The sequence below is a fragment of the Caballeronia sp. GAWG1-1 genome (assembly GCF_023631465.1).
Lineage (GTDB): Bacteria > Pseudomonadota > Gammaproteobacteria > Burkholderiales > Burkholderiaceae > Caballeronia.
Genome location: NZ_JALQDB010000040.1, coordinates 34,567 through 60,363, shown reverse-complemented (window position 1 = coordinate 60,363; position 25,797 = coordinate 34,567). Strand labels below are relative to the sequence as shown.

Below are 25,797 nucleotides of genomic sequence, written 5' to 3'. Positions count from 1 at the left end.
CTATTCGCATTAGAACGGGCGCAATTCTGACGGGTGTTTGGGAATTTGTAAACTTCGATGTTTGATCTAGGGGCGCCGAGAAGGGCTGCTGGCGGCCTTTTGCGGGTAGGCGTCGCTGATTAATTCGTTCGAGGCGGCGCGAAATGTTCGATCAAACGAGCTTCACGCGCCGCCTGCTACATGCCGCAATGTGCGGCCAGCAATACCGTCAACGTCGCTCGGAATCCGCAGCCGCATCACCCAACAACCCCGGCAACTCCAGCAACGTCCTGTGCGCTCCCCCAAGCTCGACCGCCGCTGCGTAAGTCGACTGCACGGCGGTGGCAATGGCATCGACGGCATGGGTGTCGCCGGCCATCGTCACGTAGTAGCCGAGGTCTTTCAGCGCGTTCGACATATGAAAAGGCATGCTCGAAGGATCGCCGTCGATAAGCGATGGCCGCAGCCGCTCCAGCGCCGCGCCGCCTCCGCCGCCCTTCGCGAGCACATCGACGAAAGTTTGCGGGTCCACGCCCGCACGCTTCGCGCAGGCAGCCGCCTCGGAGATCAACGCAATCGTGCCGAGCGACACGAAGTTGTGCAGCAACTTCATGCTGTGTCCCGCGCCAGTGCCGCCGACCAGCGTGATGTTCTCCGCGAACGTGCGCAGCAGCGGCTCCACTCGCGCGAACAATTCCGGGTCCGCGCCCACCAGCAAGTTCAAACGTCCTTCGTGCGCTTCCTTGGCGGTGCGCGTCATGGGCGCATCGATGAAGAGGCCGCCCGCCTGCGTCACGCGATCGGCCACGCGCGTCGTGGATGCGGGCACGGCCGTCGAGCAATCGATCACGATGGTGCCTGGCTGCAAACCCGCGAGCACGCCATCGGGCGCACTGAGAACCGCTTCCACTTCGGGCGATCCGGTCACGCACAGAATGACGATCTCGGACTCGCGCGCGAGCGCCTCGCCCGTGGTGAAGGTCTTGACTCCCCCCGCCAGCAGTTCGTCGAGCGGCTGGTTGCCGGGATGCTCGACCACGCTCAACGGGTAGCCGTGCTTCATCACGTTGCGCGCAATACCGTGTCCCATGAGACCGATACCGATCATGCCGATGCGTTGCTTCATGCTCTATCTCTTCGAGTTGTCGTTTGGAAAGCCGGTTGCATCCGCATCAACGGTTGACGAGCCTCTTGGGCAACATCACCGCCAGTACGAAGCCGAGCAGAAGGCAACCGACCATCGAGAAAATCGGCAGCGTAAGGCCGCCGGAAAGCTGTTTCAGATACCCCACCACATAAGGACCGAAGAAGCCGCCGAGATTGCCGAAGGCGCTGATCCATGCAATGCCGATAGCCGCGCTCGTGCCCAGCACCGCCGTCGGCATGCTCCAGAAAAGCGGCGGCAACGACAGCAATCCCGCGTTGGCCATGCACAACGCAAGCATGCCGAGCCACAAGTTGTCATGCCAGAGCACCGAGAGCGACAATCCTGCCGCGCCCATCAACAGCAAGGCCGCGACATGCAAGCGCCGTTCGCCGCGCTTGTCGGCGCTGCGCCCGAACAGCACCATGACGACGACCGCAACCGCGTTTGGCAGCGCCGCGAGCAGGCCGATCACGAAGTCGCTCTTGATGCCCATCGACTTGATCATGGTCGGCGCCCAGAAGGTGTAGCCGTAGATGCCGAACACGTCGAGAAAGTAGATGAGGCAAAACGCCCACACGAGCCAGCTCGACAAAAGGCCCTTGTGATTGGCTTCGGCGGTGATCGCACGGTCAGCGGCGAGCACGCGCGACAACAAAGCGCGTTCGGGTTCGCTCCAGTGTTTGCTTCGCGTGACATCGTCTTCCAGACCTCGCCACGTATAAACCGCTGCGAGAAACGCGGGCAGCGCCTCGATGATGAATATCCACTTCCAGCCCGGCAAGCCCATCAGGCCGTTGAAGTATTCCATGATGAAGCCGGTAAGCGGCGAGCCGATCAGTCCCGCCAGCGCGAGCGCCGCGTAGAACATGCTGAGAATGCGAGCGCGCCAGTGCCTCGGAAACGACTGGCTGATATAGAAGATGATCGCCGGAATGAAGCCCGCTTCGGCGACGCCCAGCAAACAGCGCATGGCATAGAACTGCATCGGCGTGGCGACGAACGCCGTAAGCCCGGATACGATGCCCCACGACAGAATGATCCGCGTGATCCAGCGGCGTGCGCCGACGCGCTGCAAAATCATGTTGCTCGGCACTTCGAAGACCACATAGCCGAGAAAGAAGATGCCCGCGCCGAAACCAAAGACCGCATCGGAGAAGCCGAGTTGCTGGGCCATCTGCAGCTTGGCGAAGCTCACGTTCACCCGGTCGATATACGAGGTGATGTACGCGAACATCAGAATGGGCAGGATCTGTAGCGCGAGGCGCCGGAAAATCCGGTCCTCGGCGGCCGCGTCGCGCGCGGGTGCGGACGGCAGAGCGCCGCCCGGCATGCTGGTCGCATCGATTTCCACGTCTGTCTCCGTCATATATGTACTGATTTTTTTAAAGCCCTGTCAGTGTCGCCGGATTCGTGGCAAACGGCGGACGCAGCAGGACATGAGAAATTTAGCCTGTGCCGCGCGCCGTCGATATGCGAATTCCTTGAAGCGGGCTTTCGAATTGTTCGAACGCCCGATGCGAGCGGCCACGCGCGTGCATCGCTCAGGGTAATCCTGTAGGGCGCGAAGACTGAGGGCCGCCGCGAGGGTGCCATACTGCGCGGCATGATCCATTCACGGAGCGTCTGGTTTGTTCGATCTCACCTCACTGGCTCTCTTTCTGCGCGCAGTCGAGACGGGGAGTCTGTCGAAGGCGGCGCAGCATTCGCATATGTCCTTGTCGACGGCCAGCCGGCGCATTGCGCTGCTCGAGCATCATTTCCGGGTGGCGCTGCTCAATCGAACTTCGGCGGGCGTCGAGCCCACGCCCGCCGGAGAAGCGCTCGCGCGCCACGGCACCGAGCTGCTGCTCAAGACCGACGCCATCTATAGCGAGCTGTCCGACTACACGAAAGGCTCGGTGGGCCGGGTGCGCGTCTTCGCCAACATCTCCGCGATCAGCCAGGAGTTGCCCGAGCATCTGCGAGCGTTCTCGCAGAAGTATCGCGACATCAAGCTGCATATCAGCGAATTGCGCAGCGCCGACATCTTGCAGGCATTGCGCGATGGCCGGGCGGATATCGGCGTCGTGACGTCGCAAACGGGCATGGAGGGCATTCGCCTCGCGCCTTATTGCAGCGACCGGATCAGCGTGGTCGTGCCGGAAGATCATGTATTGCAGGGAGACGAGATCGAGTTCGCCGCGCTGCTCGAACACGATATTGTCGCGCTCGACGACAAAGCCGAAGTCACGCGCATGCTGGTCAAGGAAGCGGCGCTGGCGGGCAAGACCATCCGCTTTCGCGTGCAGGTACAGAGCTTCGAGGCCATGTGCCGGTTGATCGCCGTGGGGCAGGGTATCGGCGTGTTGCCCGAGGGCGCCGTGAAGCTGTTTCTTCAGCCGATGCGCTTGCGCTTCATTCGCCTGACCAATTCCTGGGCCGAACGGATGATGTCGGTTGGCATGCGCGAAGGCGCGGCGGCCTTGCCTACGCGCAGGCTGTTCGACTTTCTGAGTGAGATCGGACCCGCGAGCACGGCGCAACTCGATACCGAGCGCCCCGCGCGCTGAGCCCTTCCGGATTTTCGAAGCCACCGTTCCTCGATTCGCACTTCCGTCGTTCGAATGCGTCCGCTAGATTGGCATTCGACATAGTCCGATGCCCGGGCGCGGCCGCGCTCGCGAGCAAAAGAGACGCAGGAGACAACGCAATTTCCATAGAGGCGCGCCTTGGGTGCGCCCGCCTCCTGTGCCTTCTCGCCGGGCATTCCCGCGTCGCACTTTCGGAGGCTTTGCAGATCATGACAACAACTCATAACATCGCCGTCATTCCCGGCGACGGCATCGGCAAGGAAGTGATGGTCGAAGGCCTGCGCGTGCTGAAGGCCGTGGCCGCGCGTTACGACATTGCGCTCAATTTCGACGAATTCGGCTCGTGGTGCACGGAGCATTACCTGCAACACGGCACGATGATGCCCGCGAATTGGGACCAGCAGATCGGCAAGCACGACGCCATTTTCTTCGGCGCGGTCGGCACGCCCGACGTCGTGCCGGATCACACCGCCGTGTGGGAATCGATCATCAAGATTCGCCGTGAATTCGACCAGTATGTGAACCTGCGCCCCGTGCGATTGATGCCCGGCGTGCCGTCGCCGCTCGCGAACCGCAAGCCTGGCGAGATCGACTTTCTGGTGGTGCGCGAGAACACCGAAGGCGAGTATTCGTCGGTGGGCGGGCGCATGTTCGAAGGCACCGAGCGCGAATTCGCCACGCAGCAGGCCGTGTTCACGCGCACGGGCGTGGACCGCATTCTCAAGTTCGCGTTCGAACTGGCGCAAAGCCGGCCACGCAAGCAACTCACGGCCGCGACCAAGTCCAACGGCATCTCCATCACCATGCCTTACTGGGACGAGCGTCTGGCCGAAGCCGCGAAGCGCTATCCGGACATCGAAACGCACAAGTACCATATCGACATTCTGTGCGCGCACTTCGTGCAGAACCCGGACCGTTTCGATGTGGTCGTCGCATCCAACCTGTTCGGCGACATCCTGTCCGACCTCGGGCCGGCTTGCACGGGCACCATCGGCATCGCGCCTTCCGCGAACCTGAATCCGGAGCGGCGCTTTCCGTCGCTGTTCGAGCCGGTGCATGGTTCCGCGCCTGACATCGCCGGGCGCGGCATCGCCAATCCGATCGGGCAGATCTGGTCGGCGGCGCTGATGCTTCAGCATCTCGGACGCGGCGAGGCGCGCTACGAAGCGGCCGCCAAAACCATCGTCGCGGCGATCGAAACCGTTCTCGACAAAGGTCCGCGCACGCCGGACATGGGTGGCGGCGCCAACACCGTCGAAGTTGGCACGGCGATCGCCGATGCCGTCACGGAACACGCACTGATCACGGAGTAAGACATGGAATATCGACACTTCATCGGCAACGCATGGAAGGCGCCGGATAGCGGCGCGACGCTCGATGTCATCGATCCGAGCACGGGCGAGCCGTTCGCTCACATCTCGCGCGGCAACGCCGCCGATATCGATGCTGCGGTCGCCGCCGCGCGCGGCGCGATGGGCGAAGCGCTCGATGGAGCGTGGGCCAAACTCTCGCCGGCCGAGCGCTCGAATCTGTTGTTCGCGTATGCCGCCGCCGTGCTCGAACACGGCGACGAACTCGCGCAACTCGAAGCGCGCGACACCGGTAAGGCGCTCAAGACCGCGCGCACCGACGCGGCCGTGCTCGCGCGTTATCTTCAGTACTACGCGGGCTGCGTCGACAAGCTGCACGGCGAGACCTTGCCCTATACCACGGGCTTCACCGTGTTGACCGTGCGCGAGCCGATTGGCGTGACCGGGCACATCATCCCGTGGAATTATCCGATGCAGATTTACGGGCGCAGCGTCGGCGCATCGCTCGCGGCGGGCAACGCGTGCGTGGTCAAGCCTGCCGAGGACGCGAGCCTGTCGATTCTGCGACTCGCCGAAATCGCCGCGGACATCGGCTTTCCGGCGGGCGCGATCAACGTCGTCACGGGTCTTGGCAGCGAAGCGGGCGCGGCGTTGTCGGCGAACGCGGGCATCGGCCACATCTCGTTCACGGGCTCGACGGTCACGGGCGCGCTGGTCGGACGCACGGCGGCGGAGCGTCATTGCCCGAGCGTGCTCGAGCTCGGCGGCAAGTCGCCGCAACTCGTTTTCGACGATGCCGATCTCGACGAAGCGCTGCCCGTCATTCTCAACGCGATCATCCAGAACGCGGGGCAGACCTGCTCGGCAGGCAGCCGTTTGCTGGTCCAGCGCGGCATTTACGAAAGCGTCGTCGAGCGGCTCGCCGCGCGCTTCGAGACGCTGCGTTCCGGTCCGCCGTCGATGGACCTCGACATGGGGCCGCTCGTCAACGCGAAGCAGCAGGCGCGGGTGCGCGGCATCGTCGAGCGAGCGGAAGGCGAAGGTATCCGTGTCGCGGCGCGCGGCAAGATCGCGGCGGAGGCATCGCGTAATGGCTTCTTCCAGGAAGCCGTGCTGTTTCGCGACGTGCCGCCGGACAGCCGCCTCGCGCAGGAAGAAGTCTTCGGGCCGGTGCTTGCCGTCATGCCTTTCGACGACGAAGCCGAAGCGGTGCGACTCGCCAACGGCACGCAATACGGCCTCGTCGCGGGCGTCTGGACGCGCGATGGCTCGCGTGGTCTGCGCCTCGCGCGCAAGCTGCAGGCGGGGCAGGTTTTCATCAACAACTATGGCGCGGGCGGCGGCGTCGAACTGCCGTTCGGCGGCGTGAAGGCGAGCGGCCACGGGCGCGAGAAAGGCTTCGAAGCGCTCTATGGCTTCACGAGCCTCAAGACCATCGCCATTCGGCACGGTTGAGGCGCACGCGCTTTCGCAACATGGCGAAACTCAACATCATCGGCGCGGGGCGCGTGGGCGCGACGCTTGGCAATCTGATCGTCGCGAACCGCGTGCTCGATATCGGCGATGTCTTCGATACCGACGCCAAACGCGCCGCCGAAGCGGTCGATTTCATCGGCGCGGGCCGCGTAGCCGAAGACTTGGCCACGATGCGCCCCGCCGATATCTGGCTCTTGTCGGTGCCCGACATGCGCATCGCCGAAGTGGCCGAGCAGCTCGCTCGCGCGCACGAAGGCCGGGGCGCATCGGTGGCGGTGCATTGCAGCGGCGCGCTCGATGCCGACACGCTCGCGCCTTTGCGCGGCATCGGCTGGAGCGTTGCGAGCGCGCATCCCGTGTTGAGCTTCGCCAACCCCGGCACCTCCGTCTTCCAGTTCGAAGGCACGCCATGCGGTCTGGAAGGCGACGCCGCCGCGCGTGGCGCATGGAGCGAGGTGCTGGGCGCGATCGGTGCGCGGTGTTTCGACATCGAGCCGGGCAGCAAGGCGCTGTATCACTCGGCGGCGGTCATGGCATCGAACTTTTTGCCGGTGCTCGCGGCGATGTCCGTCGAGATGTGGCAAGCGGCGGGCATTCCGGACACGCTGATTCAGGACATGATGCATACGCTTGCGCGCAATTCCGTCGATAACGTGCTTGCCCTCGGCCCGCGCGATGCGCTGACAGGCCCCGCCGCGCGAGGCGACCGCGCGGTGGTGGAAGCGCAGTCGCGGGCTATCGCAGCGTGGGACGAGGTATCGCGCGAAGCCTACGATGCGTTGTCCGTGCTGGCCGCGCGGCTTGGGGGGACGGGAACGGTGCGGGGAAGTTAAGGGCACACGTCAGCACGCTATATCGCCGCGATGCAGTCGATCTCGATATCGAAATGTCCCGGCCACGCAGGCACATTGACGAAGATTCTCGCGGGCGGATTGGGGCCGAAGAATCGTCCGTAGATGTCGTTCACGACCGGGAAAGCGGCGACTGAGGTGCAATAGACGTTGCACTTGAGAACCTGATCCAGCGATGAACCCGCCGTCTCGACGCACAGCTTCAGTTGCTCCAGCACGCGTTGGGTCTGCACTTCGATCGATGCTTGCATGACCTCGCCGGTCTGCGGATCGAACGGAGGAAAGCCTGACACGTACACCGTGTCGCGATGACGCGTGACGGCGGAGGTCGGCGCATTCCAGCGCTCGAGCCAGCTTGAAAGCGGTTCGACACGAATGATTTCCCGGCTCATGATGTGTACGCTCAAAGAGTTGTTCATCGAGTCCGCGAAGTTGCTAGCGGCGTGTGATTGCAGTATCGCCGATGCCTGAGTGGAAACGTTTTGAGTTGGAGTGAAGTGTGGAATGTCGACGATTGCATTCAAGCGCATGCTGCATGACTGGCCGGAGGCAAGCGCATTACTCGAATTTACGGATTAGGGTAAACTACGAGCCTTCCCGGGCGATCTCCCGCCCACACCGAATTTCTCACGCACCCATGTAGCTTTCCGAGAACCTCCGACCGTTCAGACGGCTTTGCACCTTGGGGGTTCGCGTGTACGGGTGCGTTCGCCTGGCTTGCTTCAGGCGGCGTGCTGCCATCTCGTCGATTCGACACCGGCGACTCCGTTCGACACCATCGGCGTTTCGCGCCGGCTTTCAAACGCAGTGCGCCATGTGCGGACTGCGGAACTCATTCGATGCAGATTCAATCTCTCAAGCAGCAATGGCTCACGCATGTTCCCGCGAATGTGCTCGCGGGCCTCACGTCATCGTTTGCGCTCGTTCCCGAGTGCATTGCGTTCGCGCTCGTCGCGCAAGTGAATCCCTTGATGGGCCTTTACGGCGCTTTCATCATCTGCGCGCTGACCGCCATTTTCGGCGGCAGACCGGGCATGATTTCCGGCGCGGCGGGATCGATGGCGGTCGTCATCGTCGCTCTCGTGGTCGAGCACGGTGCTCAGTATCTTCTCGCTACCGTTATTCTCGGCGGCGTGCTGATGACCGTCTTCGGACTTTTGCGTCTCGGCAAGCTGATCCGCATGGTGCCGCATCCCGTGATGATCGGCTTCGTAAATGGCCTCGCGATCATCATTGCCATGGCGCAGCTCGAGCATTTCAAACGCGCCACACCGCAAGGCGAAGTCTGGTTGCAGGGAACGCCGTTGATGGTCATGTCGGGTCTCGTCGCATTGACGATGCTGATCGTGTATCTGCTGCCGCGCATCACCAAGGCGGTGCCGCCGGCGCTCGTCGCCATTCTGAGTATCGGCCTGATAAGCCAGTTGCTCGACTTGCCGACGCGGACACTGGGCGACATGGCGCACATCGCGGGCGCGTTCCCGAGCTTTCATCTGCCGACGATACCGCTCGATCTCGATACGCTCAGGATCGTCTTCCCTTACGCGCTTCTCATGGCGATTGTCGGCTTGCTGGAAACGCTCCTGACCTTCAATCTGACCGATGAGATCACCGAAACGCGCGGACAGCCCAATCGCGAATGCGTGGCGCTTGGCGTGTCGAATATCGTATCCGGCTTGTTCGGCGGCATGGGCGGTTGCGCCATGATCGGTCAGACCATGATCAACCTGAGTTCGGGCGGACGCAGCCGCTTATCGGGTGCGACGAGCGGCATCATGATCTTGCTGTTCATCCTTTTCCTGTCGCCGTTTATCGAACGAATTCCTCTCGCCGCGCTTGTCGGCGTGATGTTCGTCGTGGCGCAGCAGACCTTCGCGTGGGGATCGCTCCGTGTGCTCGGTAAAGTGCCGCGTAATGACGCAATCGTGATCGTTGCGGTCACGGTTATCACCGTGTTCACCGATCTGGCGATTGCGGTGCTATGCGGCATCGTGATCGCCGCGTTGAACTTCGCCTGGCAACATGCCCGCGAGATTCGCGCGGACGCGAATTCCGATGAAAAGTGCACACGTACTTACGTACTGCACGGCACTCTGTTTTTCGCATCGACGGCGAATTTTCAGGACCTTTTCGATCCGCAGAACGATGCGGACGATGTCATCGTCGATTGTCAGCATCTGCATGTCGCGGATCACTCTGCAATCGTGGCGTTCGAAACGTTGCAAGACCGCTATCGAAAGGCAGGGAAGCGTTTGCAGTTCGCGAACTTGTCACCGCGTAGTCAGCACATTCTCCAGCGCGCGGGCGTTTCGGTCGCGAATGCGTGAGACCTTGAAATGCGAAACACCCGGCGGAAGGCATGTTGAACCTTGCGCCGGGTGTTTTGGTACTACAGCAAAACTCGATTACTTCGAAGCCGCCACTGCTGCCTTCATCGTCGAATAGATCGCCTTCTTCGCGCCGCTATTCGTGAGAATGCCGTAGTCGCCGGTAGGATCGTCGTAGAGCTCGTACCACTGGAAGCCGATCACGTTATACGTGCTGCGTGCCGCGTAAAGTTCCGGGACCGTCTTCGTGATATAGGCCTGCGCCTGAGCCGTCGAAAAGTCCATATTCACGCCAATTTCCGTGAACATGATTGGCAGGTTGTACGTGTCGTGCATGATCTTGAGCACGTTGTAGTTGGTGCCGTCCTTGCCCCACGTGTTCTCAGGATCGAGACCGTCCGAGTACCAGTGCAACTGGATGATGTCGGTCTTCACCTTCGGATGTCCCGTCGAGCCATCCGGCTGCACGCCTGTCAACATGCCCTTGTACCAGCCGAGGTACAGGAAGCCCGCCGAAGCCGTGGCAATGACCTTCGTCTGGCCGGCCGTATCCACCGAGCGCCAGCCGTCGTAATAGCCGCGCAGCGCGCCGCGCCAGATTGGCCACGTGGTGTTGTCGTAGTCGGAAACGTTCACGCCATCGTTTGCAATCTTGCGGTTATGCGTGTCGAGGTCGTACTCGTTGCCGAACTCGACGACCGGCACGCCCTTGAGCTTGGTCGCGGCGTAAGCGGCCATGGAATACGCATATGCGTAGGCGCTGTCTTCGGTCGGCGTCTTGCCGTTCAGCGAAGGATCGTCCCACGGATAGGCATCGATCAGCGGCATCACCGTGACACTGGAACCTAGGCCGGGAATGACCTTGTTCGCGAGCGTGTCGATCTGATCGTAACCGTGCACGTCCTGCCGAATGCCTGTCAGGCCGAGGTCGACCATGGTCGATGCCTGCGTGCTGAGCGGCGTCGACGAATAGACGCCGCCGTAGGCATAGTGCTCGTTGACGCCGAAGAACGGCATGGCTGTCGTGGTCGAACCGGAAGCAGAGCCCGAAGTCGAGCCCGCGTTCGTCGATGCCGGCGTGCTGGCGGGCGTCGAAGCTGCAGGGCGCGGATCGGCCGAAACTGCCCACGTGTTGTTCTGCCAGACCCACCAGAGCTTGTTCACGTTCTGCTGATAGATCTTGCCTGCGTACCAAAGCAGCGCGATCACGTCCTGCGAGAAGCCGGCTTTCTGATTGGCGCGATACACCACGCCGCTCTTGACCGTCCACACCGCGCCCGACGAGTCGCTGATCGACGTGGCCGGGGGAATGACGGTGCCGCTCACCGAAGCAGGATGCTTGGCGATATCCACCACCGCAACGGGATCGGTTGCGCTGTTGACGACGCTCGACGGCGTTCCGTCACTGCCACCGCCACCGCATGCGGACAAGATTAGGGTGCCTAAATAGCACGAAATTACGACCAGACGATTATTCTTCATTTTGGATAATGGCTCAGTGTGCATTGATTCTGACCGCGCAAAGGGTCTCCCCCGAGTGCCTTAAAGGACCTCGGTAAGCAGTGCTTTGGGAGAGAGAGGCGAATCAGCCTATGCGCCTGGACAATTAAGGCGCGACCGTCATCCGTTTATTGCCGGAGGGGTCATGAGGAATGTTACACAGTTGAAACGTCGTTAAGTACGATAAAAGACGTAACAGCATGTAACCAGTTGGACCAAACGGAAAAACGTACTTTTATAGTACAAAACCGTGAATAAATAATCTGTTTTCCACCCTAAAGTTTGACGCGAAATGATGTTGGCTTTTGAATCGTTTTCAAACCTTTCAGTAACGACGAATTCTGTAATCTTCATACGCGATAGCGTCGGCGCGCCATTGTGGCTAAGGCTGTGGCGGAATGCGACAGCGTGCCTTTTCGGTCCGGATATGCGCCGAATTTATTGCGTATTAATCGCCTGCGATCAACCGCGGTTGCAGTCGCGAAACGCACGAAGATAATCGCCCGCATAGACCGCGCACGAGTCCTGTGATTCCCCCCTTCAAACCGCTCGCCTAAAAGCTTTAGCCGGGCTTCAACTGGCACCTTGCGATAAGTGGCTTACCGCACGCTCGATGTGCGTGAGAGGCGGTTTGGACCGTGGCGCAAACGTTTAGCTGTCGCCCGCAAGTTCATGCGTGCGTGCGCGCACAGAGTCACTTGTCGTACAAAGGTAATTTTCGGTCCTGAGACGAGTCCGGCCAGACTTGAATCGACTCTGCGCCAAGCGTGCAAAGAACACGAAGCGGCTGCCGATTTGATCGTGCAACCGACTTTTCCTTCCGACGGACATGCGACGGTCACTCGATGAACAAAGCATCACTAAAAGACAAGCTATGGGTTGCGACGTTCATCGTCGCAGTGGCGAGCGACGTGCTCTCCGGCGTGATCCGCTACTACACGTCGACGATGGGCATGGCGCCCGCCGCGTATCTTCCCAAGGTGCTGATGTTGGGCTGGGTGCTATACGTCCTTCTCACGCGGCCCAAGGCGACGCACGCGCTCATCGCGCTATATCTGCTTACGCAGACCTTCCTTTCGCTGTCGCACGGCGTCGAGCCTGCCGCAGTCGGATTCTGGCTGTGGAGCGTGACGCCTCTGCTTTTCGCACTCACCGCGTCCCGCGAGACGCTCGCGCTCATGAACGGACGCTCGGCGTTCCTCGGACTGCTCACACTCGCCGCGCTTTGCGGCATCGGTATTCTCGCCAATAGCATGCTGAAGCTGCCCTGGGTGGGCGCAAGCGTATCGGTCGGTGGACACAACGTGACGATGGCCACGTCCTCGTACGTCGGCGTTGCATCGCGGCTGTCGGGATTCGGTCGCGACAGCGCATCGGTGGCGCTCATGGCCGGCCTTCTGACCACGTGGCTTTTGATGCACATCCGCTCGAAGGCGCTGCAGTTCGTGCTGCTCGCGCTCGCCGGCGCCACCATCTACGCCACGACCAACAAGACCGCGCCGGTGTCGCTCGCAATCGTCGTCATCGTGCACATGCTGTTTTCCACGCGCGGCATCAAGCGAGCGTGTCTGTGGGCGAGCGGCTTCCCGATCGTCCTGCCGATCGTCGCATTCTTCGCCGCCTCCGCATTCAATCTGGCGAGCCGCGGATACGTCACGCTGTCGTCGTTCCAGGATCGAATGATCAACACATGGCCGCTTCTGATCGAAGGTCTCATGAAGCACGAACGCATCTGGTTCGGTCTCGGGCCGGGCGCGTTCGGCTCGGCCGCGAGCTATTACGAAAGCCCGTTCGGCTTCAACGTTGCGTATGCCGATAACACCGTGCTCTATGCAATTGCGTGCTTCGGTTTCGTCGGCGCGCTGGTGCTCGTCGTGTATCTCGTGCGGCTCATGCTGAATTCGGCGTCGAACGATCGCGCTGCGTGGTCGGTGCTGCTGTATCTCGTCTTCAGCGCGGCGAGCACGGACATCTGCGAATCGATCGGCTGCCTGCTGTTCCTGGGTCTTGCCATCAGCTACCTGCGACAGCCGGCGCTCATGGCTCGACCGGTTGCCCCGTGGTATCCGCAAGCGCCTTCGCGTGGCTATGGCTTTAACGGGTTCGCGCCACAGTCGAACGAACATTGGCTGCAAGCGAGCCGCGCGAACCAGCAGGTCGCGGCACTCGAAGCAAGCCGTCATACGTTCGGAAGGCATTCGTCGTGATCCGGACCAACGTAAGCTTGGCGCGGCGCATCGTGCTTGCCGCGCTCATCTCCCTTTGCGGTTCGCTGCACGCGGCGTCTGCCGCACCGACGCTCGTGCTCGACGGCGCGTCGCAATCGACGGAGCATCCGTACATCGAGTTGCCGGGCTTTGCCGCGTCGCGCGCGAATACGGGCGTCGCCATTCATCAAATCGCCGATCTGCATCTGCTCGATGCCGTGAAGGACGTCGGCTTCTCCTTCGTTCGCACGGACCTCTTCTGGGAAGCGGTGCAGGCGCCGGATGGCTGGCATTTCGGCGGCTTCGACGGTCTCGTCTCCAATCTTTCGGCACGCGGCCTGGGCGCGTTGTTCATCCTCGGCTACAAGCATTACGCCTTCAGCCCGGACCAGCCACCGACCTCCGCCGTGCAATTGAGCGCGTTCAGTACCTACGTGCACATGGCGGCGTATCGCTACCGTAACGCGCCGGTGCGTTTCGAAGTATGGAACGAAGAGGACGACGAGAAGTACTGGCTCGCGCCGCCTTCGCCGCGTGCCTATCGCACGTTGCTTGAAACAGCGGTGACGACGGCGAAGTCGGCCAATCCGCGTGCGATCGTCGCGACGGGCGGCGTGCAACAGATCGATCGCGCATTCATCCGTGCCGTGGGCGACATGAGCGCAACCGCGCGACAAGCCGGCAAGCCGCTCGGTCCCGATGCGGTGAGCGTGCATCCGTATCGACAGCAGAACCCGGAAACCGTGCTCGACGACTATCGAGTGTTGCGCGAAGACCTCAACGGTTATACAAAACGCCCCCAAGTGTGGGCAACCGAATGGTCGTACCCAAGCGTTGGATACGAATATGTGTCTGAGATCAACGACGGCCACGCACCCGAAGCAAGAGCGCGGCAAGCTCGCTACGCGGTGCGGCTGCTGTTGATGAACTGGATCGCGCAAGTCGGACTGACGTCCTACTACGACATGCGCGACGATGGGACGGACCCGAAGGAAATGGAGCACAACTTCGGCTTGCTCGATGCCAACAATGCGAAGCTGCCCGCGTACGACGCAGTCAAGCATTTGTTCGGTTTCACCGCGGGCGAAGTGCACGCTCGCTATTTCATCGATGAGAAAGCGCGCTACGTCGTGCTGAAACTCGATGGCGCGCACGCAACGAAGTACGTCGTGTGGTGTTACGGGAATGGGAACGTGATGGACCTCGATGTATCGCATCTGCCGGCTGATGCGATCGTCACCGATGTGTACGGCGTGCCGCACGGGGAACGTGGCACGCTGTCGTTGACCGAAGCGCGGGGACCGGTGTTCATCACCATCGCTTCGAAGTAAGGCAGCAAGGCGCGAATGGACCAGCGCGCCACTTGAAGTTCGATTTCGATCGAATCACATAACGTTAGGTTTGACGGCGGACCTTGCCACTGACGTCACGACTTTTGTTTTCTTGGTTGGGATATAAAATGCTTACATATAATATGCAGCCCGAAATGACGGCGGCTTCGCAACGGGGCGATGGCGTCGTGGACCTCTGGCGCAGTGTCGTGCGCCACAAGACTCTGCTGGGTACGGTAACAGGCGTATGTTGCGCCGCTGGCGTGCTCTACGTCCTGCTCGCCACGCCGCAATATCGCGCCGAAGCGCTCTTGCGCGTGCAGAGCACCAAGGCGGGCACGTCGATCAGCTCGCTGAACGACGTCTCCGGCTCGATGGCGGCAGACGCCTCCGCGAGCGATGAAAGCGATGTCCTGACCTCGCGCTCGGTCGTCACCAGCGCCATCACGCAGACCGGCGCGGATGTCGTCGTCGAAACCGAAAGTCACTTTCCGCTGATCGGCCGCTGGTACGCCTCGCGTCATGCAGGCGACCGCGAACTCGCGCCTGCACCGTTCGGTCTCGATTCCTACGCATGGGGCGGCGAGCGCATGAAGGCCGGCGTCTTCAACATTCCGAGCGCGGCTTATCGCAACAAATTCCACGTGGTCGCCGACAAGGATGGTCAGTGGACACTCTTCGACAAGGACGATAAGCAACTCGCCAAGGGCCGCGTCGGCGAACTCGTGCCGTTCCAGGTCTCGACCGTCGACGGCCAGGCGCCTGCAGAAGTGCGTATCGACACCTTGCGTGCACGTCCCGGCGTGAGCTTCGAGATCACGCGTTACTCGCAGCAAATGACGCTCGAAAACGTGTTGCTGCGCATGCGTACGTCGATTCCGCCGCGCGATTCGTCGCTGCATGATCCGTCGCTGATCCATCTGAGCTATCAGGCCGAGTCGCCGTTCGACGCGCAAGCGATGGTCAACGCCATCGTCAAGACGTATCAGGAACGCGATGTCGAACGCCGCGCCGCGCAAGCCCAGACGAGCCTCGACTTCCTGAAGAAGCGCCTGCCTGGCCTCAAGCAGGATCTCGAAACCGCCGAAAGCCGCCTGAACGCATTTCGCACGCAGACGGGCACCGTGGACATGGCGCAGCAGAATACCGCGCTCATTACCCGCATGAGCCGTCTCGAAGAGCAGCAGACCACGTTGTCGCTCGCGCTGGATGCCGCGCAGCACAAGTTCCGTCCGGAAAACGAGAACTATCAGAGCGCGCTCACGCAATTGAATCAGGTGAAGCACGAGATCGCCGAGACGGCCAAGACGGCGGCGAACCTGCCGACCGTGCAACGTCAGTACGTCGAACTCGCACGCGATGTCGCCGTCACCACGCAGCTTTACACGAGCGTGCTGACCAACGCGCAGCAGCTCGAAGTCGCTGCCGCCAGCACGCCGCCGGGCGTGGCCGTGGTGGACTGGGCGCTAGCGCCCGAGAAGCAATCGTGGCCGCGCGCGTGGATCGTGTTGCTCGGTTCCATCTTCGGTGGCTTGTTCGTGAGCACGGTGGCGATCTATCTGATCGCGTTGAATCGCCGCGAATTGCGCAGCCCCGAAGAGATCGACAGCTTCTCGGAAATCCCGCGCCTCGCCGTGGTTGCCCGCTCCGCAGCGCAATTGCGCCAGGACGTTCGCGCACTGACGCACAACGCCGCACCGGCCAAGCTGCTTGCCATGACGAGCCCGACCGACCCGAGCATCGAAGCATTGCGCTCCTTGCGCAGCAGCGTTCGTGCAATGCTGAACGGCGTGCCGATGACGGCTCATCCCGCGCTCAATAGCTGGAACCCGATGAACCCGACCGCGCCGATGAACCCCATGTCCACGTTGAGCGCCATGCCTTCGATGAACATGAGCGTGATGAACTCGGGCTATGTGGTCGATGCAGACAACCACGAAGGCAAGATCATCCTCTTCACGGGACCGACGCAAGGTGTGGGCAAGAGCTTCGTGTCGTCGAACTTCGCTTATCTGCTCGCCGAGACGCAGGCTTCGGTGCTCTTGATCGATGCGGACATGCGTCAGGGCCGGCTGCGTCATCTCGTCGACGGACGCACGGGTCCGGGCCTCGCCGAAGTGCTCGAAGGTTCGGCACGCGTCGAAGATGCCATCGTGCGGATTGGCACGAGCGGCCTTTCGATGATGGACGCAGGCGCGCTTTATCCGGAGAACCCGGCAGAGCTGCTTGGACGCCCGGCCTTCCAGGAAATGCTGGCGATGGTGCGTGGCATCTACGACTACATCGTGATCGATTCACCGCCGGTGCTGCCTGTTGGCGACGCGCAATCCATCGCGATGCAGAACTGCGATCTCGTGCTGCTCGTGTCGCGTGCCGATCTCACTGGCGCACGCCAACTAGAAGAGACGCTGCGCCGCCTGCGCAACGTCGGCGCGAAGATCGGCGGTCACGTGTTCAACGGCTTTGCGCCGGGACGTTACGGCGCGCGCGAAGAGTACGGCTTCACGACGGCCACGCGTTAAGGAAGGGCGGGGCGAACGCCCTGCTCATCGCTGGTCTTGCGAACGGGCGCCGCATATGCGGCGCCTTTCGCATTGGCGGGAACGCTGTGATAACGTCACGCAAAACGCGCCAAGGAAACGAGAGTGACGTCGCAGATAAAACGAGCGGTAGACCGGCAATCGAGGCACGAATCTTCGTCCACGGAAGAACACTTCGAACACGGGCGCGCGCTCATGCTGGCCGTTGCGTTGTCCCTGGGAAGCGCGATCGCGCTGGGGCTGGCCCGCTTTTCCTACGCGCTGTTGTTGCCCGCGATGAAGCTCGACCTCGGCTGGAGCTTCGCGCAAGCAGGCGCGATGAACACCGCCAATGCATTCGGCTACTTGCTCGGCGCGCTGGCTTTTCCACGCATGTCCCGCCGATGGCCGCCTTCCGCATTGCTTCTCGCAGGCTGCGCTTCAACGACGTTGTTAATGGCCGCAAGCGGCCTCGCGTTCTCGACCTGGCTGCTGCTGTTCCTGCGCGTTGCCACCGGCTGCGGCAGCGCGCTCATCTTCATCAGCGGCGGCGTGTTGGCGGCGCGGCTTGCATCGCTTTCCACGCGCGGGGCCGGGCTCTTGCTCGGCTTGTATTACGGAGGCACGGGCTGGGGCATCCTTGCGTCGGCGGTGCTCGTGCCTTTCACGGTGGCGCCGCGAGTGCATGGATGGCAATACGCGTGGTTCGCGCTCGCCGCAGTGTGCGCGCTCTGTTCAGCCGGGGCGATCGTGGCGGCGCGCAAGATCGAATCGAATCATGCGAGAGTTGCGCGCGGTGCCGAAGCGAATGCGGCGCCTCCGAGCGCAACGGTGGCAGTGTCGCGCATGTGGCTCGTGCTTGCGGGATACACGCTCTTCGGCGTTGGATACATCGGCTACATGACGTTCATCGTCGCGCTGCTTCGCAACGCCTCGATGAGCGCGACTGTCATCACGAGCTTCTATGTCTTGCTCGGCGTCGCCACCGTGGTTTCGGCGCGTCTGTGGTCCGGGCTGCTCGACCGCATGCGCGGCGGCCAGGCGCTTGCGGTGCTCAACGCGCTATTGGGTATCGCCACGCTCGTGCCCGCGCTCTTCATGCATCCCGTGGCGGCTTTCGCTTCGGGTCTCTTATTCGGCGCAACTTTCTTGTCCGCGGTCGCGGCAACGACAGCGTTCGTGCGGCACAACTTGCCGGCCGATCAGTGGGCGAGGGGAATCAGCGCGTTCACCATCGTGTTCGCGCTCGGGCAGATCGTCGGGCCTATTGTGATCGGATGGGTATCGGACGGCGCGGGGCTCGAACGAGGCATGCTCTACTCGGCGATGCTGCTCGTCCTCGGTGCAATTCTCGCTGCAAGTCAGAAGCCGTTGCAAAGCGCGATGGCGCGATAACCTCACTCGAACGCCTTCGCCGTCAACGCCTCGCATACTTCCCACAGGCGTTTGGCCGCGTCTTTATCGAGTGCCTGCGATGCAACCTTCGCCGGTCCCACGGTGTCGCCGCGTGCTTCGAATAACCCGAGCGGTCCGTAGTAACCGCCATCGACGACATCGGGCGCGGTCGCTGCATATAGCGTTGGCAGCGCGCCGCTCAGATCGCTGTTCAATAACGCGCCGATAAACCCGCTCAACACGGTGCGCGCCGCCCGGCTCACAGCCGACCGATCGTCGCGAAACAGGTTCGTTTTGGCTACGCCCGGATGCGCGGCCACTGACATCACGCGCGATCCCGCCGCACGCAAATGACGGTCGAGTTCGAACGCGAACATGAGGTTGGCGAGCTTGGACTGGCGGTACGACGACATCGGCGAATAGTGACGCGTTGCCTGGAGATCGTCGAAATCGAGCCGTCCCGTCTTGTGCGCGATGGATGCAATCGTGACGATGCGCGGGCGCTCGGACGCGCTTTCCGCCGCCATTTCGATTGCGGGCAGGAGCAGGCCGGTCAGCGCGAAGTGCCCGAGCACGTTGGTGCCGAACTGAAGCTCGAAGCCATCGGCGGTTTCGGCGCGGCGCGGCGGCGCCATGACGCCCGCATTGTTGACGAGGATGTCGAGCGGCTTGCGTAAAGCGAGCTGACGGTCGGCGAAAGCGCGCACCGAGGAAAGATCCGCGAGTTCGAGTTGTTCGAGTTGCACGCGCGCGTCGGGCACTTCCCGTTGCAGCCGCGCGAGCGCTTGTGCGCCGCGCTGCGGATTGCGGCATGCGAGTACCACTTCGGCGCCGTGCCGGGCCAGCACGGCGGCGGTGTGATAGCCGATGCCGCTATTCGCGCCGGTGACGATGACCCGGCGGCCCGTCTGCGACGCGATGTCATCGATACTCCAGGGTTTGCTCATGTGCGTGCGGGTTTCAGTGCGAACAGAGGTCACTATGCCATGTGCGGTGCACGGCGCGCGGCAAAGAGGCCCCAGCGATCGCCGCATCGGACGCCAATTTTCGGCGATTCGACAACGGCGGGCGAATCGCCGACAATCGCTACTTCGCTTTTTCGCTGTCCAGATCGGGCCCCGCTGCGGGCGTGGGCCCCCGCGTCAGGTAATATGTCGGCGCTTGTCCAGGTAATCCAGGTAACCTTCAAATGACCACGATTCTCGAAAGCCTCCCCGTTCAGCAACGCGTCGGAATTGCATTTTCCGGCGGTTTGGATACCAGCGCCGCGTTGCACTGGATGCGTCTCAAAGGCGCAGTTCCGTTTGCATACACGGCCAATCTGGGCCAGCCCGACGAGGACGACTACGAGGAAATCCCGCGCCGCGCCATGCAATACGGCGCGGAAAACGCCCGCCTGATCGACTGCCGCGCGCAGCTCGTCGCCGAGGGCATCGCGGCGCTGCAATCCGGTGCGTTCCATATTTCCACTGCGGGCGTGACCTACTTCAATACGACGCCGCTCGGGCGCGCCGTGACGGGCACCATGCTCGTCGCCGCGATGAAGCAGGACGGCGTGAATATCTGGGGCGACGGCAGCACGTATAAAGGCAACGACATCGAGCGCTTTTATCGTTATGGGCTGCTGGTGAATCCGGATCTCAAGATCTACAAGCCGTGGCTCGACCAGACCTTCATCGACGAACTGGGCGGCCGCGCGGAGATGTCCGAATTCATGCGCAAGGCAGGGTTCGACTACAAGATGTCGGCGGAAAAAGCTTATTCGACGGATTCGAACCTGCTCGGCGCAACGCACGAAGCCAAGGATCTGGAAAGCCTCGAAAGCGGCATGCAGATCGTCAAGCCGATCATGGGCGTGGCGTTCTGGCGTGACGACGTGCAGATCGCGCGCGAGACCGTCACCGTGCGTTTCGACGAAGGCGTGCCTACCGCGCTCAACGGCGTGGAATTCGGCGATCAAGTCGCGCTGCTGCTGGAGGCAAACCGAATCGGCGGGCGTCACGGGCTCGGCATGAGCGATCAGATCGAAAACCGCATCATCGAGGCTAAGAGCCGTGGCATTTACGAGGCGCCCGGACTTGCGCTCTTGCAGATCGCGTATGAGCGGCTCGTGACGGGTATCCATAACGAAGACACGATCGAGCAGTATCGCGAAAGCGGCCGCCGTCTCGGACGCCTGCTTTATCAAGGCCGCTGGTTCGATTCGCAGGCCATCATGCTGCGTGAAGCCGCGCAGCGCTGGGTGGCGCGCGCCGTGACGGGTGAAGTGACCATCGAGCTTCGCCGCGGCAACGACTACTCGATCATGAGCACGAAGTCGCCGAATCTGACGTATCAACCGGAACGCCTGTCCATGGAAAAGGTGCAGTCGACGTTCTCGCCGCGCGACCGGATCGGCCAGTTGACCATGCGTAACCTGGATATCGACGACACGCGCGAGAAACTTCGGGTGTATGCGCAAGTCGGCCTTTTGACGCCGGGCGATACCTCGGCTCTTCCGCAACTGGATGAGCCATCGAAGGCGGGTTCCAAGGAGTAACGCGTAAGAACGCGCGGGAGCCAGGTGAGAATCTGGCTCCCGCTTTTTTTTTGGTTTGGCGTTCCGACACCGCGCGTAACTGCGATCAGCCGCGCGAATTAAAGCATCCGCATGCATTCGAGCGCCAGTAAAAACCTCCAGCCGTAAAATCCCGTTTCGAAAAAATCGATTTTACGGGTCAGCGTGTCATGCGGTTTTCTTATGAAGGCGCGCTTTCTCGCCAAGTCTTTAGCTAAATCAAAACATGCACTATTCGCGTGATTTTCGGTTCCGGCGCGCGCCATCGAGAAAGTGGGCTTCGAATAAAGGGAAGAGTTACCCGCGAAATTGAAACTTCCGAATCATTCCGCTTAAATCCATAATCGCAAACAAATAGACAATGAGCGAGGCGTTCGTCATTATCGGAGAGATTCTCACGCCGGAGCGCATGCATGATCCGATCGCAGGAAAACGCCATCGCCGGGCGGCTCTCGACCAGGAAGGTGCATACCAGTGCGCAAAAGGCGCGAGTATTGGTTGTCGATGACAATCAACACGGCGCGTGCGCCACGAGTGCGCTTCTCGACGCCGACGGTTTCCACGTAAGAACCGCTTTCAGCGGCGTGGAGGCAATCGAGATATTGCAAGATTGGATGCCGCACGTCATTTTGCTCGATATCAATATGCCCGAATTCGACGGATTCGCGGTTGCGTCCGTGATTCGGAGTATCGGCGCGACTAGCGATCTGGGCATCATCGCAATGACCGGTTACGACGAAGCGGAATTACGCCTGCGCGGATCGCTCGATGCATTCGACGGCTACTTCAGACGCGGAGACAGTGAGCTCAACCTTGTTGCGCTTCTTGAAGACATCGTCGAAGAGTGAGTGCAGCGACTGCTAATCTGCGCGATCAGACAGTTCGTACAGCGGTATATGCGCAATGCTCGATTCAACCAGACTTTTGCCCTGAATCAGATGGGCCGTTAAATCGCGCGTGGTGGACGGGCGTGTCAACATCAGGCACGTCACTTCCGGCTGTTCCACTCTCGTCGCGTGCCACGTGCGCGGATGCATGCACAGTCCGGTGCCCGGCGTAATCTCGAACGCGCGCAGTGTTGCCGGATCGGGCAACCCTTCGGCATTCGATGTAGCAACGATCTGAATAATCGGTCCGGTCAGCGGCACGATAGCCTGCTGCGTCAGAAGATGCGCTTCGAGTCGCGCCACCGTCGCAGGCTGCTTGCGATAGATCACCCAGAGAATCTCCGCAGGCTGATCGTCACCGGGCGCGAAGAGATGCGTGCGCCAGTAGTCGGACGCGGGGCTCAGGTAGGTGGCGGGATCGTCGGAGAGCGCGGGCGTGCCGAGCATCACGCCGTAGGGCGCGCAGGCGAGTGGATCGAGCGGTTCGATATCAAGGACGTTCGGCATAAGTCTCTAAGTGTTCAGGGCGAGGTACGGGCAAAGCCGGCGGCAATATCGTCAGCGGTTTCCGGCACGAGCGCGAAGCGCGGTCCGTGCTTCAGGCTGTAATCGAGCATGATCGCGCGCGCAAGCCGGGCGATAGACTCGGGCAACAGGCTGTCCGCGCTGCGCCGATACGACACGACGAGCGGCAGGCCAGGCACGTGGTGCGCGACACGCAGCGTCTGCAATTGCCCGCTTTCGATTTCGCGCATCACGAAGGCGGCAGGCACGGCTGCAATGCCAAAGCCATCGACGACGAGCCGGCTGATCGCCGCAGCGGACGAAAGACAATTGATCTGCACCTGGTTCTCGCCGGCCGCCGCGAACAGATCGACGAGAAAGGCGTGCGGCTGCGAGTGCCGCGCGAAGCTCACGATCTGAAACGCGGCAAGCTCGCTCTCCGAGAGCGTCTCGTCGGACAAGCCCAGCGCCGGGCTCGCGACCCAGCACATGGGCAAGCTGCCAAGCAATGCGTTGCCGACATCGGCACCGTTGATCGGCGTGCTTAGCAACGCGGCATCCAAATGACCGTGCGCAACCTGAGCCGACAAATTCGCGGATGTGTCGCTCGTCAATTCGAGCGTGAGGCGCGGGTACTCTTCGCGCACCCGCTTGAGCAATTCGGGCAGCCATGTATGCACGACCGATTCGATTGCGCCGAGCCGCAACATGCCCGCGATGTTGCGCCGGTCGCCCACGCTCTCGACCATCGCGCGGTTGATCTGCACGATCTGTTCGGCGAAGGCGAGCGCCTTGGTGCCGTCCTGAGTCAGCGTGACCTCACGCGGACCGCGCTCGAAGAGCTTCACGCCGAGTTCGAGTTCGAGCGCTGAAATGCGGCTCGAAATCGCGGCTTGCGTGGCGTGCATGCGCTCGGCGGTCAGCCGGAAGCTACGCAAGCGCGCGAGCCAGACGAAGGTCTCGAGAAAGCGGACGTTCATGGTGGATGCCAGGGCGAGTCGTATCGGACGGACCAGTGTAGCGCCGCAATAAGCGTCGAACGACAAGAAATTCTCCGCACTTGCCTCAAGTTTTATTTGTTGGACACGGCACGCGCTCGACGCGAACACTGTGGGCGTCGTCATCCTTATCTCGAAGCTCACATGTCAGCCATTTCATTCGTCATCGAAGATGGACCGCGATTCGCGTTCAGTCCCGCACGGCTCATCATCGCCGGCTGGGCGGGGCGCGACAGCGCTGAAGTCGAGCACCATATCGCCGAACTTGCCGCGCTGGGCGTAAAGCGCCCGGCCACGACGCCATGCTTCTACGAAGTCGCGGCGTCGCTGCTGACCGTGGACGAACGGATCGATGTCGTCGGCGGCAATTCTTCGGGCGAGGTGGAGGCCGTGCTCGTGTCGGACGCGAGCCATGGTCTGCTGGTCGGCGTCGGCTCGGACCATACGGACCGCAAGGCAGAAAGCTACGACGTGGCCGTTTCCAAGCAGATGTGCGCGAAGCCGCTCGGCGCGACGCTCTGGCGCTACGACGATGTCGCTGCCCATTGGGACCAGCTGATTGCGCGAAGCTGGCGTATCGATCCGCATGGCGAGCGCGTGCTCTATCAGGAAGGCTCGCTTGCACGATTGCTGCCGCCGGCCATTCTGTTGACCGGGCTCGGGCACACGCGTTCGTTACCTTCCGGCACGGTGCTTTATTGCGGCACGCAAGCACTGCTCGGCGCACTGCTGCCCGCGTGGAGCTTCGAGATCGAACTGCACGATCCGGTCTTGCGGCGCACGCTGGTTCATCGTTATGGCGTGAATGCGCTCGCGCACGTGGAGTGACGGCCATGCCGACCATCAGCACCATTCAGCACGCGCTCGCAACGGGACAAGCCACGGCGTCGAGTCTCGTCGACGCCTCGTTCGAAGCGATCCAGCGCGATACCCACGTAGACCCGAGCACCTATGTGAGCGTGGATCGCGAGTCGTCGCACGCGGCCGCCATGACGAGCGATGCCTTGCGTCTGCGCGACTACGTACCGTCGTCGCTCGCGGGCGTTCCCGTCTCCATCAAGGACCTGTTCGATGTGAAGGGCGAAGTCACCGCCGCCGGCTCGCGCGTGCTGCAAGGCGCTGAACCGGCCACGCGCGATAGCGTCGCGGTCTCGCGTCTGCGCGATGCGGGCGCGGTCTTCGTCGGCCGGACCAACATGAGCGAGTTCGCGTATTCGGGGCTCGGGCTGAATCCGCATCACGGCACGCCGCGCAATCCGCATGATGCGCGTCGGGTGGCGGGCGGATCGAGTTCGGGCGCGGCGGTCTCCGTTGCACGCTCACACGTGGCGTGGGCGCTCGGCACGGATACGGGCGGCTCCTTGCGCATTCCGGCGGCATTCTGCGGCCTCACGGCGTTCAAGCCGACCGCGCGGCGCGTGCCGCTCGACGGCGTATTGCCGCTCGCAAGCGCGTTCGATTCGGTCGGCGCGATTGCGAACAGCGTCGATTGCTGCGCGGCGGCCGACGCCATTCTGTCCGCCGAGACGCCCGATACCACGGCGCGCCCGCTCGATACGCTGCGCTTGTGCGTGGCCTATGCCGATGTCGTCGATGACGCGGAGGATGCCGTGCGCGCGGCGTTCGAACGCGCCCTCGATGAATTGCGGACGGCGGGCGCGACTATCGAGTCAATCGACTTTCCGGAGCTGCGCGACGTGCTCGAACATGCGCCTCAACCGGGCATCACGGCATCGCAGGCGTGGGCGTGGCATCGGCATCTCGTGACTCGGGAAGGGCATCGGTACGACCCGCGCGTGCTCGCGCGCCTGCGTTGGGGAGAGCGTTTTCTGGCGGCGGATTACATCGATCTAATGGCCGCGCGCGAGCGTTTCATTCGCGGCGCACGACGACGGCTCGCGCCCTTCGATGCATGGCTCATGCCGACCGTCGCCATCGTTGCACCGTTTCTGGAAGCGCTCGAACATGACGACGAACACTTCTTCGCGGTCAATGCGAAGACCCTGCGCAATCCAGGCATCGTCAATTTGCTCGATGGCTGCGCGCTCACATTGCCGTGTCATCGCGAGGGCGAATTGCCGGTGGGAATGTCGATTGTCGGTCCCGCATTCGCCGATGCAGCCGTTCTCGCAATCGGTCGCGGCGTCGAGGCGCGCTTCAGGCAAATGCGCTCGAACGCTTAACGAATTCTTATCGCGGGCGACAGGAATTACTCGTTGGACAACGTATATCGGCCACC

Annotated in this window: 20 protein-coding genes; 13 read left to right on the top strand and 7 right to left on the bottom strand. The window is 62.0% G+C overall.

The genetic code is table 11. The annotated features are described in order from the left end of the window. Positions 1-208 precede the first annotated feature (208 nt). Positions 209-1,105 carry an NAD(P)-dependent oxidoreductase gene (locus tag NCT03_RS28650; protein ID WP_250494809.1) on the bottom strand — a complete coding sequence of 299 codons (897 nt, stop codon included), beginning with the start codon at positions 1,103-1,105 and terminating at the stop codon, positions 209-211. Positions 1,106-1,151: 46 nt separating this feature from the next. After that, positions 1,152-2,477 (bottom strand): MFS transporter, encoded by a 1,326-nt coding sequence (locus tag NCT03_RS28645; RefSeq protein ID WP_502800436.1) that lies wholly within the window; start codon positions 2,475-2,477, stop codon positions 1,152-1,154. A gap of 277 nt (positions 2,478-2,754) precedes the next feature. Here NCT03_RS28645 and NCT03_RS28640 point away from each other — a divergent pair, with 277 nt between their 5' ends. The 4 genes from NCT03_RS28640 (at position 2,755) to NCT03_RS28625 (ending at position 7,315) form a co-directional block, all read left to right on the top strand. Further along, positions 2,755-3,675, top strand: coding sequence for a LysR family transcriptional regulator (locus NCT03_RS28640; RefSeq protein ID WP_244831497.1), 921 nt, complete (start codon positions 2,755-2,757; stop codon positions 3,673-3,675). A gap of 230 nt (positions 3,676-3,905) precedes the next feature. After that, a complete protein-coding gene (locus NCT03_RS28635) occupies positions 3,906-5,009 on the top strand; it encodes a tartrate dehydrogenase (protein ID WP_250494808.1) in 1,104 nt (367 codons plus the stop codon). A gap of 3 nt (positions 5,010-5,012) precedes the next feature. Then, the gene (locus NCT03_RS28630) at positions 5,013-6,461 is read left to right on the top strand and encodes an aldehyde dehydrogenase family protein (RefSeq protein WP_250469564.1); all 1,449 of its coding nucleotides are present in this window, start codon (positions 5,013-5,015) and stop codon (positions 6,459-6,461) included. A 20-nt stretch (positions 6,462-6,481) separates the two neighbouring features. Beyond that, positions 6,482-7,315: a Rossmann-like and DUF2520 domain-containing protein gene (locus NCT03_RS28625; RefSeq protein ID WP_250494807.1), complete on the top strand. Its 834-nt coding sequence runs from the start codon at positions 6,482-6,484 to the stop codon at positions 7,313-7,315. Between the two features lie 17 nt (positions 7,316-7,332). Here the strand turns inward: NCT03_RS28625 and NCT03_RS28620 are convergent, their stop codons facing one another. Then, positions 7,333-7,725, bottom strand: a complete 393-nt coding sequence (locus NCT03_RS28620; protein WP_250494806.1) for a RidA family protein — start codon at positions 7,723-7,725, stop codon at positions 7,333-7,335. Between the two features lie 447 nt (positions 7,726-8,172). On the opposite strand from NCT03_RS28620, the gene NCT03_RS28615 reads away from it, so the two are divergent. Beyond that, a complete protein-coding gene (locus tag NCT03_RS28615; RefSeq protein ID WP_250494805.1) occupies positions 8,173-9,660 on the top strand; it encodes a SulP family inorganic anion transporter in 1,488 nt (495 codons plus the stop codon). A gap of 78 nt (positions 9,661-9,738) precedes the next feature. Here the strand turns inward: NCT03_RS28615 and NCT03_RS28610 are convergent, their stop codons facing one another. Continuing rightward, complete coding sequence (locus tag NCT03_RS28610; protein ID WP_250494804.1) at positions 9,739-11,091, bottom strand: glycosyl hydrolase; 1,353 nt, start codon at positions 11,089-11,091, stop codon at positions 9,739-9,741. A gap of 914 nt (positions 11,092-12,005) precedes the next feature. On the opposite strand from NCT03_RS28610, the gene NCT03_RS28605 reads away from it, so the two are divergent. From NCT03_RS28605 to NCT03_RS28590, 4 genes are all read left to right on the top strand, one after another. Continuing rightward, positions 12,006-13,367, top strand: coding sequence for a hypothetical protein (locus NCT03_RS28605; RefSeq protein ID WP_244831472.1), 1,362 nt, complete (start codon positions 12,006-12,008; stop codon positions 13,365-13,367). Further along, on the top strand, positions 13,364-14,698 hold the full coding sequence (locus NCT03_RS28600) for a glycosyl hydrolase family 5 (protein ID WP_250469559.1): 1,335 nt from the start codon (positions 13,364-13,366) through the stop codon (positions 14,696-14,698). Before NCT03_RS28605 ends, NCT03_RS28600 begins: the two co-directional genes overlap by 4 nt. Before the next feature lie 128 nt (positions 14,699-14,826). Next, positions 14,827-17,220 (top strand): polysaccharide biosynthesis tyrosine autokinase, encoded by a 2,394-nt coding sequence (locus NCT03_RS28595; protein WP_244831469.1) that lies wholly within the window; start codon positions 14,827-14,829, stop codon positions 17,218-17,220. A 213-nt stretch (positions 17,221-17,433) separates the two neighbouring features. Continuing rightward, entirely contained in the window at positions 17,434-18,612 is a 1,179-nt protein-coding gene (locus NCT03_RS28590) for a YbfB/YjiJ family MFS transporter (protein ID WP_250494883.1), read from the top strand. A 2-nt stretch (positions 18,613-18,614) separates the two neighbouring features. Here the strand turns inward: NCT03_RS28590 and NCT03_RS28585 are convergent, their stop codons facing one another. Further along, positions 18,615-19,559: an oxidoreductase gene (locus NCT03_RS28585; protein WP_250494803.1), complete on the bottom strand. Its 945-nt coding sequence runs from the start codon at positions 19,557-19,559 to the stop codon at positions 18,615-18,617. Between the two features lie 242 nt (positions 19,560-19,801). On the opposite strand from NCT03_RS28585, the gene argG reads away from it, so the two are divergent. Together argG and NCT03_RS28575 are read left to right on the top strand one after the other, a co-directional pair. Beyond that, positions 19,802-21,151: an argininosuccinate synthase gene (gene argG, locus NCT03_RS28580; RefSeq protein WP_250469556.1), complete on the top strand. Its 1,350-nt coding sequence runs from the start codon at positions 19,802-19,804 to the stop codon at positions 21,149-21,151. Positions 21,152-21,582: 431 nt separating this feature from the next. Beyond that, positions 21,583-22,017 (top strand): response regulator, encoded by a 435-nt coding sequence (locus tag NCT03_RS28575; RefSeq protein WP_244831461.1) that lies wholly within the window; start codon positions 21,583-21,585, stop codon positions 22,015-22,017. A 12-nt stretch (positions 22,018-22,029) separates the two neighbouring features. On the opposite strand, the gene NCT03_RS28570 is transcribed toward NCT03_RS28575, so the two are convergent. Beyond that, the gene (locus NCT03_RS28570) at positions 22,030-22,563 is read right to left on the bottom strand and encodes an ureidoglycolate lyase (RefSeq protein WP_250494802.1); all 534 of its coding nucleotides are present in this window, start codon (positions 22,561-22,563) and stop codon (positions 22,030-22,032) included. A 14-nt stretch (positions 22,564-22,577) separates the two neighbouring features. Then, positions 22,578-23,540, bottom strand: coding sequence for a LysR family transcriptional regulator (locus NCT03_RS28565; RefSeq protein ID WP_244831457.1), 963 nt, complete (start codon positions 23,538-23,540; stop codon positions 22,578-22,580). Between the two features lie 162 nt (positions 23,541-23,702). Between NCT03_RS28565 and NCT03_RS28560 the strand changes: the two genes are divergently transcribed. Beyond that, positions 23,703-24,386, top strand: coding sequence for a DUF2848 domain-containing protein (locus NCT03_RS28560; RefSeq protein WP_250469554.1), 684 nt, complete (start codon positions 23,703-23,705; stop codon positions 24,384-24,386). A 5-nt stretch (positions 24,387-24,391) separates the two neighbouring features. Continuing rightward, positions 24,392-25,741: an amidase gene (locus NCT03_RS28555; protein WP_250494801.1), complete on the top strand. Its 1,350-nt coding sequence runs from the start codon at positions 24,392-24,394 to the stop codon at positions 25,739-25,741. Positions 25,742-25,797: the final 56 nt, after the last annotated feature.